An 11,759-nucleotide genomic window follows, 5' to 3' on the forward strand; every position below is an offset into this window, starting at 1 on the left:
TCTAATGATAGAATTTATAAGACCTAAGAGTCAAACTGCTGCTTGCCATTACGGACAAAAGGCAGCTTCAATACGCGTACATCAACGAATTTACCTTTGCCGCGTAGATCGACTTGTACACTGTCATCTTCTGATACGCTGGCAGGGACACGGGCAATCGCGATTGAATTTTTTAGGCTAGGGGAGAATGTGCCGCTGGTGATAATGCCAGTTTGCTCATTGTCAGCGCCTTGATTGATAGTCACCGTCATGCCTTCACGCAATACGCCACGCGTGGTCAATAGCAGACCCACTTGTTTCATAGCGGTGTTGTCTTCTTTTGACTGCTTGCGTTTGCTGACCAGTGCTTCGCGGCCGACAAAGGCGCGGTCGTCTTTTAGTGCAAGCGTCCAGCCCATGTTGCACTCGTAAGGGCTGATGGTCTCGTCCATATCGTGACCATACAGGTTCATGCCAGCTTCCATACGCAGCGTATCACGCGCGCCAAGGCCAGCAGGTTTGATGCCATTTACTTTTAGTTGCTCAAAGAAGGCAGGGGCATCATCGGCATGCATGATGACTTCGACGCCATCTTCACCAGTATAACCAGTGCGAGCCACAAACCAATCAGCGCCTTCAATGTCTGTCAAATCAGCACCGACGAAAGGTTTTAGTCCTGCTAAAGTATCTGCCCAATTTGGTTTGGCTTGAGCCAGTTTTGCAATAGCATTTGGACCTTGCACGGCGAGCATGGCAAGCTCAGGACGCTCGGCAATAGTGATATCAAAGCCTTCAGCGACTTTATTGAACTGTACCAAGTCTTTGTCACGAGTAGCAGCGTTAGAAACGATACGGTACTCAGTTTCCTCTGCATTCATGAGATAGACGATCAAATCATCAATGACGCCGCCTTGCTCATTGAGCATACCAGAGTATAGCGCTTTACCAGTGGTAGTGAGTTTATTGACATCGTTGGCGAGTAGCTTTTGTAGCCATGCTTTAGTATCAGCACCCTTGATATCTGTCACCACCATATGTGAGACATCAAACATACCAGCATCTGTTCTTACAGCGTCATGCTCTTCGATTTGTGAACCGTAATTGATAGGCAATTCCCAACCAGAGAAGTCGACCAGTTTGCCCTCACTATCAATGTGAGACTGGTAAAAAGGGGTACGCTGAGGCGCTTTAGAGTGAATATCTTGGGTATCAGTCATAACAAATCCTTATGTGTACATCAGTCAAGCTCAGCAGAGCCGGACGTGATGCGCAACGCAAAAGTAGTGAGAAGCAATACTGCAAGGTGCAAATATTACATCAAAGGGTGACACAGAAAGCAAAGATAAAGACGTAAGCCAAATAGACGCTGAACGTCAATTTGAGCTAAAGCCCCATCTGTCCTGTGACCTGAGATTTTCAATACGAATCATCATTTATGGGCAATGATATAAACCCTACAATCAATGATAGCGTATTTTCTCCCCTTCGGTGGGTAAGACGTCGTCCGTACTTACCACTCTCCAGATTTGTTATGCCTTATGTTTGAAAGTATTTTGAGAGGTAGTGCGCTATGAGCGTGATGCTACCAGACACTATCAAACAACAGTGACATGCGTTTTTCAGTCCTTTTACCTGAGCGATTGGCAGGGTGGATGCGCCTTCGGTGGTTGTATGGCAGTTATGATCTTTATATCGCCATTTGTATAACCAATGCGGTTCAATACAAAGTGGATGCCCACAAACTCTCTCCTGAAAAACGCTTTTATTATGAAAGGTTCAAAGCGCTTTTACAAGTCATCCGAGCCATTAAAATCAATAAATTTAGCAAAAATCATATTTTGTTTGGGCAGTTTACTGACAGTATGCGAGCGTTAGTATTGTATTTTCTGTCTCTATCAGCAGTTTTTAGAATGTTTCACGCCATACATAACCGCAAAAATTACCATAGCAAAACGCAAAGCAACTACTGGTATTTGCCTGAAATATGCTAACCTACGCCCATAGTTTCTGATAGGTGGTTTTTATGCATTGCGATATTTATAAATTTCCCAAACATGACGATATGTATGTCTACATTGCGCGTCCTGATTATCCTGATGATACCGATGAAATAAAAGACTGGCTTGGGGTGTTACCAAAAGATTTCCGTGCAGGGTTAGGTCGTAGCAAGTTTGTCATGCATTTAGATTTGGCAGCGACGCCAACACTTGCACGTGTCGATAAAGCAGAAGTACTGGCAAAACTACAGTCTCAAGGCTATTTTGTACAGCTACCACCGCAAGATGTGATGCGTCGCCAAGCAGAGCTGCGCGCTCGTGAAGCACAAGACAGCATTTATGATTAGTGTACTGGTTAAGGCATGATGGCAAAGTGATCTAGAATGTGGTCTCTACAGCGGTATGGTTAAAGCGTCCGTGACACATTCGGTCACATGCATTTGGGTAGAGAGTCGTGATAAACTGACAGTCCACGACATCTATAGAGAATTAAATAATCGGCATTGATAATGTGTATCGATTATTTATTGAGTCTTTTTGGTACGATAGCACGCACCATACACTGCTAGGCACAATGTGTCATCGGTGATAAACGCAGGTAACAACACACGCATGGACTGGTTAAAAAATATCTTACACAGCTTACCATTAGAATCTATCAGCGACATTCTCGGTGAGATTGCTATTTGGTGGGGTCAGATGGTAAAGAACGTACCGCCTGCGGATCTGCCAATGTATGCTTATCTTGGCGGTGCTATCGTGGTGTTGGTATTGTGGCTACTGGTCGCTCGCGTACTGCCAAAACCCTTAGGCGGTATGAGCTGGATGATATTGTTTGCCGTGCTATTAGCGCCAGGTACAGCGCTTGGTGATGCCAGTGAGCTTGCACCAGCCAGTATCAGTGTGGTCTACGCTATCATGATGAAAGACTTTGCAGGCGCGATTGCCAATATGCTACCGATATTAGTGGTATTGGTTTTCGGGTTGTTCATCGGTTTTTTGTGGCAGCTGATACGCGGTGCTTTTGCCTCGAGTCTGGATAAAGCACGTAGCCGCAGCGCAGAAGATACACAGGCGACGATGCAACTGACGACAGGCAACTATTTGGCGGACAGCGCTACGCTGAGTGAACCGTCTGATGAGTCTACACTGTCTGCTAAGACTGAAACCAGTCATCTTAAGGATAGCAGCTATAAAGACAATATTTATAAAGACGGTGCTAGTGCAAAAGCAGATAACGTTAGCCTAACAAAAGAAAGCACACTGTCCAAAAAAGCAGATAATAAAATCTCTGAAAAGTAATAAAATCTGGAAAGCGACAGATCTGGAAAGCGACAGAAAGGTAGTGCCTGCTTACACAATGGACTCATACGTTCAGAATATAAAGATTAAATAAAAAAGACACCAAGGCGTGTCTTTTTTTGTGTCAGATTGATGCTGTGGCATATTACTTTCGCGCCAAACTATTTGTGTGCAGGATTGTTTGTAGGTTATATCAACAATGACAGCTTGTTAGGCACATTATTAGGCACACATAACAATTGTTAATAACTGCGAACGCATGAGTATTTTGGCAATACGTCAGGCTGTGCTAATCTAATTTATTATATTGATTTGTTATCCACTTTTTATACCCATTCATCTATAACCCCTCATTTATAACAACAATCGAGATCTGACTATGACCGACAAAACCTTTACAGGCACACAAAACTATATCGCAACAGATGATCTGCAATTGGCAGTAAATGCAGCTATGACGCTACAAAAGCCGCTGTTGATCAAAGGTGAGCCAGGAACTGGTAAGACCCTGCTAGCCGAAGAAGTCGCAGAAAGTTTAGGCATGCCGCTGATTACGTGGCATATCAAGTCGACCACCAAAGCTGAGCAAGGTCTGTATGAATATGATGCGGTATCGCGCCTGCGTGATTCGCAGTTGGGTGATGACAAGGTTTATGAGATTGGTAACTATATCAAGCCAGGCAAGCTATGGGATGCCTTTACCAGTAAAGAGCGTAGCGTACTATTGATCGATGAGATTGATAAAGCAGATATCGAGTTCCCAAATGATTTGCTACATGAGCTTGATAAGATGTCTTTTTATGTTTATGAGACGGGTGAGACCATCACCGCAGAGCAGCGTCCAGTAGTGATTATCACCTCAAACAATGAAAAAGAGCTACCAGATGCCTTTTTGCGTCGTTGTTTTTTCCATTATATCGACTTTCCAGAAGAGCAAACCATGCGCCAAATCATCGAGGTGCATTTCCCTGATATTCAAGAAAAACTGGTCAACGATGCTTTGGATATATTCTATAAATTACGTAATATTCAGGGCCTCAAAAAGCCACCATCAACGTCTGAATTGGTTGATTGGTTGACCTTGTTGCTAGCTGATGATATGGCACAAGAGGAGCTAGAAGAAAACCTACGTGGCGAAAAGTCTATTCCGCCACTATATGGCGCGCTGCTCAAAAACGAAGCGGATGTGAATTTATTGCAGCGTTTTGCCAATATGATGCGCCGTTAAAAGGAAAAGTACATTGTATTTCGATGAGCAGTTTAACGTTTTCGTTTTAGGAAGTAGTAATGATGAAGCATTATTAAATACACTTGATGTGTTGCTTTTTAAAAGTAGTACTTCAAGTAAGTTTAATAGCGTATCTGATAAGTTGGATGACTTTTGGAGATCTAACTTTATAGGAAACTTAACAGTAGAGCAGATGAATAATGAAAATCTCATTCTTGCTCTAAGTCAATATGTTCGTTCAAAATCAATTGACAAAGACATAGTGACCAAGTTGTTGGAACTCAATCAACCTAGCGTTATCAAAGCAATACGTCAGTCAGGCATTATTGCCAATGCTGACCATTGTTCTTGGGGAGTTTTGAGAGAGATAAACAATCAAGTTGATTTGTTAGAGTTCAAGGAGTTTTTACTTATAGTTGAATACATACAACTACAGTATCAAGAACGTTGTAATGCTTATAAATATCTCAAGCGCCAGCTGCAGCTAGATCAAATTACAGCAATGGTATTTAGTAGCTTCTATGCTTATGAATATTTAATGAGTGATACGGATCGTCTAAAAATACCGTATCAAATGGACATTAATGACAACGTTTCTGTTCAAGAGATCTGGTCTGTTTTCCATGAAGTTATAACAAGCTCAAATATCGAGAAAAACAAGCTAACAGAGAAAAAATTAGCTCAGGTTTTAAAAGCTAAAATGATGCCATTCTTGATTGGTGAAAATCTCAATCATTCTCTTATAAAACAGTATGAAGCCTTTAAAGAACTTGTTGCTCATAAAGTAGAAATTAACCTATATCAAGATCAAGTTATCAGTGCCTACTGTTATCAACTCTCAACAAATTATTATTTAAAGAATGGGCAGTTGGTACTCGAATCTAAACCACGTGATTTAGACTTATTTCAAGAGAAGTTTGGCATTTTATCAGCATATTGGCAATGGCGCGGATTTAATAATTTAACAGAAAACCCTTACTTCGAGCGCTTGGATAGAGGCGGGAATATAGAGTTCAACGCGTTGGCATTAGCCAAAACCGAAGGTGTCGCCCTACAATTACATGAAATATATGGTATTGAAAAAGCAGTTTTTGAACAAAATTATGACCTATACTCTTTAGTTTTTACTATGTTGTTGTCGCAGGTTCATTATGTTCAAGATTTTGTTGTAGCTTTTAAAAAAATAAGAGAAAGTAAGAATCAATACGTGTTTGCAATATTATCTCAGTTGATGATGGATGGACTTTTAATTGGCCAGAACAGGATGCCTATTACTTTTTCTACTCACAAAGAGAAAGCAATTAAAATGTCAGATTGGATAATTGAAGGTGGTAAAAATAAAAGAGTAAGAGAGATGAGTCGTATTCTTGAATTTTGGTCGCGAGATTTACGAGATGGTAGCGATACTTCTTACATTGAGAAATCTTTCTATAAGATCGATGAATATATATTTGCTCTGCCATGGCTGTCAGCTCAAAAAAACTTCAATACAGCCACTATAAATACTTTTAGGAAACTAGATAAAAATAGATCTAACTTGAAATCTGAAACAGACTCAATGGAGCAGAATTTAGCTAGGTTATTAGCTAAATGTAAAGGCAGAGTCTACAGTCAGTATGAGCCTTTAGAGTCTGGAGTAGGTGAGATAGATGCCATTGTAGTAACAGATAATAAAGTTCTAGTTATTGAGCTTAAATCTACTTATGTAAAAAGTAGCGTTAAAGAGATATATGAGTACAGGAATTTCGTACTGAAGAAAGCTGCATATCAATTATTACGTAAGTCCAGCTATGTTAGAGATGTTTTTTTGCCTAGCTTAGGACTTAACAGCTCTCAATTTAGTATTCATTCATGGATTGTAGATACTACGCTAGAGTTTGATCATGAATACATTGATGGTTTCTTAAAAGTGTCTTTTGAAGAGTTAGTTATTATTCTAAACGGACATAAACAGTATCTTTCAGATATGCTTGATAACGACGACACTAATAACAATCCTCTTAGCGCTTATGAAGAGAATTTAGACACGCTGATCAAAAGTGTTGAGGATAATACTTTTTGGACTACTAATTTATCGCTTATGAGTTCAATTCAAAATTCAAATAATGCTTCTACATTAAAGGCATAATCATGTTTATCAAACTATTCTATACTTTACGGACCTATGGCGTGCCAGTCAGTACGCGTGAACTGCTTGATCTCAATGCCGCTTTAGATAAAGGGCTGATGATGCAGACGCATCCTGAAGACCCAGCACTCACTACTTTTGCGAGTCGTGAAGACATGTACCGGTTGATTCGGCTGTGTATGGTCAAAGACGAGCGTCATTTTGATAAATTTGATCGGGCAATGGCAGATTACTTTGAAGGAGTTGACAGCCTTGATATGGATGCGCTGTTGGCAAAACTGACAGACGTACCCAAAGAGTGGCTTGATCTAAAGCTGGATCCAAAGAATCTAACCGAAGAGCAAAGACGTCTGCTGAAGAAGTATGGCTCATTAGAAGAGTTGATGAAGGCACTAGAAGAGCGGTTAAAAGAGCAAAAAGAGCGTCACCAAGGTGGTAGTAAATGGGTTGGCACAGGTGGCACTTCGCCATTTGGGGCTTACGGCGACCATCCAGAAGGCGTACGTGTCGGCGGTGAATCTCGCAAACGTAGCGCCGCAAAAGTCTGGGAGCAGCGTAAATACCGTAACCTCGATGACAACAATCAGCTTGGTACCCGTCAAATCCAGATGGCACTACGTAACCTACGTCAGTTTGCACGTACGGGCAGTGCAGATGAGCTCGATATTCATGAAACGATCAAACGTACCGCAAAAAAGGGCGTGCTCGATATTCATATGCAAGCGGAGCGTCGTAACCGCGTCAAAGTACTGATGCTGTTCGATGTGGGCGGGAGTATGGATATCCACGTTGAAGCACTAGAAAAACTGTTTTCTGCGGCAAAGAATGAATTCCAGACGTTAGAGTTCTTTTATTTTCATAACTGCTTGTATGACTATGTGTGGAAGGATAACAACCGTCGACATAGCGCCCCGATGCCGACTTTTGAGTTACTTAATAAATATGGTCGCGAGTATCGAGTCATCTTCGTCGGTGATGCCTCTATGTCACCCTATGAGCTGATGACAATAGGCGGCAGTGTCGAGTATATGAATGACGAGGCGGGTATCGTATGGCTCAAGCGCGTACTTGAGCATTTTGATAAAGTAACTTGGCTCAATCCTGAAAACCCAAGCTACTGGCAGTACACTCAAACCATCGTTGAGATCAAAAAGCTGTTTGAAAACAAAATGTACCCGATGACCTTGCATGGTGTTGAGGAGATGACCCAATACATGGCGCGGTAATACTATTGTTATGCTTGTATGCGCAACATAAAAAGCACTTAGGACGATAGCGTCGTCTTAAGTGCTTTTTTAATGGGTGACAAGTAGTGATAAAAAGTGGCGAGTTTATACTTTATAGTAAATACGGCAGTTATTCTGCGTTTTCAACCAGTCCGATCATCACGCCCATCTCTTTTTTGTCTTGCTTGTCGATACTAGGCGCATATAACGCCGAGGCAATACCACCATCTAAAAACAGCGCGTTTGGACAACTCAGCTCATTTTTAAATAATTCTGCAAACTGATAAAAAGTCACAGGTGCATCGCTATTGACGAATTGTATGCTGCCATCAGTACAGACGCCTGCGCCATTACGCAGTTTGACTGAGCTACTATCAGGGTTGAACTGAGGATGTATCTCATCATTGATGACCAGCATGGGGCCAGATTGCGTCGCATACCAAGGCTGCACATCACCATTGTTTAGCTGTTCATTTAACGCGTTACTTTCGGTGATTTGCACGTTGCCAGCTTTGTCCCACCACATCACCCCATTAGGCAATAGATGAAAATTGCCGCCACCTTCTTTTAGGTTCAGTGACTTGATCTTTTTGCCCTCAATGATAGTGTAGCCAATCGGCGCATAGCGCTCATCATACATACCGGCATTCATCGCAAAATTGAGGGTTTGGTCTTCTGGTAATGCTGTCAACAATCCATCAAAGGTTAGTAGCGGCTGAGCACTATTGGCGGACTGCCAAAATAACTGTAACGAATAACGGTCGCCTGTTAACGCGCTAGCATTCACACGGCAGACGCTATAAGTAAAGGGATAGTCTGCTGTCTGACAAGACCAGCTGTCCGTATCAGTGCTCAAGACAACAGTGTCTTCTTGCTGACAAGCACTAAGGCTGAGCGCAAGCACTACCAATGATAGCGATAAAGTAAAAATAGAGGTCGGCATCGATCACGCGTCTCTTAACAGGGTGGTTGTATGGGATTACTAAGGTTCGCTGGTATGTCGAATTTTTATTGGCTCTTATCGATAATCAGCATCTTTTAATCATTAATTAACAATCGCCAGTCGGTGGGAAGTTACGAAAGGTATTGTTGACATTGCCGATGAGTTGTCCGCCGTTAGTAGCATCTGAGTGTTCAGAGTCATATTCAGCGTTATATCCAGTACTATGCTCTGTTGGCGCACTTGTCTCTTTACCCTTATCACGTGAGTCCTTGTTATAAGCAATGAGCGCATCGTTATTGGCTAAGAAGCTATCAGGGTTTGCCATGACCCACATCTGATTGAAAATATCGGCACGGGCGCTATGATCGAGCAGGGCGTCTTTGTCCGCAAAGTAGAAAAACTTGGACAATAGCTTAATCTGTCCATCATCGAGACGGCGAGCGATATGATAAGGCTGTAATTGGCTAGGATGCTGTAAACCAACAGCACCGACGATGCTAGCGAGCGATTTTAGCGTATTTTTGTGGAAGCTGGCAACGCGTTCTGCTTTGCTTGGGACATCGAGTGCTTGTTGACGGTATGGGTCTTGAGTTGCCACACCTGTCGGACACGTATTGGTGTGACAAGAGCGCGACTGGATACAGCCAACCGCAAACATAAAGCCGCGTGCTGAGTTACACCAGTCTGCACCCAGCGCAATCATGCGTGCAATATCAAAACCTGAGACAATCTTGCCACTGACGCCAAGCTTGATCTTGTCACGGATACCTGCACCGACTAAAGTATTATGAACGAGCAGAAACCCTTCAACCATTGGCATACCGACATTGTCCATGAACTCGACGGGCGCGGCACCTGTACCGCCTTCAGCCCCATCAATGACAATAAAATCAGGATAGTTATCTGTCTCAATCATGGCTTTGACAATTGCCATAAACTGCCAAGGTTGACCCACACATAGCTTAAAACCAACAGGCTTGCCGCCAGATAAGTCACGTAGCTGCTGCCAAAAGGCGACAAGCTCGCGCGGTGTGCTAAATGCAGTGTGCGAGGAGGGCGAGATGCAATCTTGACCCGTCGGCACTTGACGGGTATCCGCAATCTCTTGCGTGATTTTGCTCGATGGCAACACGCCACCTTTACCAGGCTTAGCGCCTTGTGACAGCTTGATTTCGATCATTTTAACTTGTGGATCGATGGCTTTTTCGGCAAAAGACTGTGGATCAAAATTACCTTCGGCATCACGACAGCCAAAATACCCAGTGCCCAACTCCCAAATCAAATCACCACCGAACTTACGATGATGAGGACTGATAGCTCCTTCGCCCGTATCATGCGTAAAGCCGCCTATTTTTGCACCTTGATTGAGCGCCATGATGGCGTTCGCTGATAGACTACCAAAACTCATCGCTGAGATATTAAATACCGACATATCGTGTGGCTGCTGACAACGCTCGCCGCCTACTGTGATACGAAAGTCTTTGCTTTCTAGTGGGGCACTGATAGCAGACTGCAAAAACCATTCTTTGCCATGAGTATAGAGGTTATCCAACGTACCAAACGCATTGGTGTCGCTGACGTTCTTTGCCCGTTGATAGACTAGAGCGCGCTGCTGGCGTGAAAACGGTACTTGTTCTTTGTCATCCTCAAGCAAATACTGACGAATCTCAGGGCGAAAATCTTCTAATACATAGCGAATATGTCCAGCTATTGGGTAGTTTTTTAGCACTGAATGCTTGGATTGAGTCAAATCATAAATGCCTAATGCAACTCCTAAGCCGCCAATCAGAATCAGCCAGCCATGCATCAGTAGCAACCCTGCTAATAGTAGACAGATGGCTGCCCCAAACATACTATAACGCAGCAATAATCCGATAAAATACGGTGAGCTGGTTTTGACTTCAGGATTTAGGTTGGTGCGAGATTCAGGCATAACGAGGCTCAATAGTTATTCTTTGGATAGATAAGATGCTTACATTTGTCGCGTACATCATACACGTATGAGGTCGCGACGTCGGTATCAATGGGTAACAGGGTTACATATGCTATCTCATCAGCCTAACTTTCATCAGACAATTTTTATCAAGCTTATATTCAAAATTCATTAAACCCCGCCACCAATCCGCTCTGCCAACGCCTGCAATTTTGGCACTATCATCGCAGCATACTCATCCGCTTCCCAGTTGGCACTTGGTACACTGGCATTGAGCGAATACGCGTATTGTCCTGTTGCAACATCATAGACCCCAACGGCGACTGCCAATATGTCGGTAGAAAATTCCCCATCAGACACGGTATAGCCATACTTTTCATAATGCTCAGCCGCACTGGCTAGGGCAGTTTGTGCATGGTCATAATCTTCGACAGATAAATTCTCTTGTAGGTTGTTAATGATAACTGCCTGTCTCGCTTGTGAGCTTACCGCATAAAAAGCACGTCCAATGGCAGTGCGTGCGACGGGTACAGCTGAGCCAACTTGCAAGTTGACCGATAGTCGAGCAGGACTACGACAGCAGGCGTGATAGCGCATCTCTCCTTCGACTTCAGTCGCTAGATTCACTGATACTTCGTTGTCACTGGCAAACTGCCGCAACAATGGTTCAGCGTACGCCACCATGTCATGACGACTCCATGCAGTCGCACTGAGACGTACCGCACTACTGCCCAGTTGATACTGTCCGTATTTATTCGTACGCAAAAACCCAAGCGTAATTAGAGTATGGATAAGGCGAGTGATGGTTGCTTTTGGTAGATCTGTCATCTGACACAACTGCTGATGAGTGAGCTGCTCATCATGTTCAAAAGCAACCAATATGACCAATCCACGACCCAGTGCCATCACAAACTGTCGATCGTTATCTTCTTTGCTCTGACTCATGACGTCATGCATGCGTTCTAGTAGTGGCGTAGCTATTGATGAGTGTTTTGTCATTTCATTTCTATCTCTTTTAATGGT

Annotated in this window: 9 protein-coding genes and 2 riboswitches; of the genes, 5 read left to right on the top strand and 4 right to left on the bottom strand. The window is 43.1% G+C overall.

Features of this window, described 5'->3' with window-relative positions; translation table 11 throughout:
- Positions 1 to 23 precede the first annotated feature (23 nt).
- Complete coding sequence (gcvT, locus tag AC5JP1_RS01950) at positions 24 to 1,196, bottom strand: glycine cleavage system aminomethyltransferase GcvT (RefSeq protein ID WP_493842904.1); 1,173 nt, start codon at positions 1,194 to 1,196, stop codon at positions 24 to 26.
- Between the two features lie 168 nt (positions 1,197 to 1,364).
- Positions 1,365 to 1,513, bottom strand: a riboswitch (glycine riboswitch).
- Between the two features lie 76 nt (positions 1,514 to 1,589).
- Positions 1,590 to 1,741: riboswitch (glycine riboswitch) on the bottom strand.
- A gap of 261 nt (positions 1,742 to 2,002) precedes the next feature.
- On the opposite strand from gcvT, the gene AC5JP1_RS01955 reads away from it, so the two are divergent.
- The 5 genes from AC5JP1_RS01955 (at position 2,003) to AC5JP1_RS01975 (ending at position 7,860) form a co-directional block, all read left to right on the top strand.
- Positions 2,003 to 2,323: a YcgL domain-containing protein gene (locus tag AC5JP1_RS01955; protein ID WP_319050517.1), complete on the top strand. Its 321-nt coding sequence runs from the start codon at positions 2,003 to 2,005 to the stop codon at positions 2,321 to 2,323.
- Positions 2,324 to 2,552: 229 nt separating this feature from the next.
- A complete protein-coding gene (locus AC5JP1_RS01960; protein WP_493842905.1) occupies positions 2,553 to 3,278 on the top strand; it encodes a hypothetical protein in 726 nt (241 codons plus the stop codon).
- A 379-nt stretch (positions 3,279 to 3,657) separates the two neighbouring features.
- Positions 3,658 to 4,506 (top strand): AAA family ATPase, encoded by an 849-nt coding sequence (locus AC5JP1_RS01965; RefSeq protein ID WP_443526263.1) that lies wholly within the window; start codon positions 3,658 to 3,660, stop codon positions 4,504 to 4,506.
- A 13-nt stretch (positions 4,507 to 4,519) separates the two neighbouring features.
- The gene (locus AC5JP1_RS01970) at positions 4,520 to 6,634 is read left to right on the top strand and encodes a nuclease-related domain-containing protein (RefSeq protein WP_493842906.1); all 2,115 of its coding nucleotides are present in this window, start codon (positions 4,520 to 4,522) and stop codon (positions 6,632 to 6,634) included.
- Positions 6,635 to 6,636: 2 nt separating this feature from the next.
- Entirely contained in the window at positions 6,637 to 7,860 is a 1,224-nt protein-coding gene (locus tag AC5JP1_RS01975; protein WP_493842907.1) for a vWA domain-containing protein, read from the top strand.
- A 130-nt stretch (positions 7,861 to 7,990) separates the two neighbouring features.
- Here the strand turns inward: AC5JP1_RS01975 and AC5JP1_RS01980 are convergent, their stop codons facing one another.
- The 3 genes from AC5JP1_RS01980 to AC5JP1_RS01990 all read right to left on the bottom strand — a co-directional run bounded on the left by AC5JP1_RS01980 (position 7,991) and on the right by AC5JP1_RS01990 (position 11,735).
- On the bottom strand, positions 7,991 to 8,803 hold the full coding sequence (locus AC5JP1_RS01980; protein ID WP_493842908.1) for a phosphodiester glycosidase family protein: 813 nt from the start codon (positions 8,801 to 8,803) through the stop codon (positions 7,991 to 7,993).
- Between the two features lie 106 nt (positions 8,804 to 8,909).
- A complete protein-coding gene (locus AC5JP1_RS01985; RefSeq protein WP_493842909.1) occupies positions 8,910 to 10,736 on the bottom strand; it encodes an FMN-binding glutamate synthase family protein in 1,827 nt (608 codons plus the stop codon).
- A gap of 171 nt (positions 10,737 to 10,907) precedes the next feature.
- The gene (locus AC5JP1_RS01990) at positions 10,908 to 11,735 is read right to left on the bottom strand and encodes an IclR family transcriptional regulator (protein WP_493842910.1); all 828 of its coding nucleotides are present in this window, start codon (positions 11,733 to 11,735) and stop codon (positions 10,908 to 10,910) included.
- Between the last annotated feature and the right edge of the window lie 24 nt (positions 11,736 to 11,759).

This window comes from Psychrobacter sp. H29, assembly GCF_059073055.1.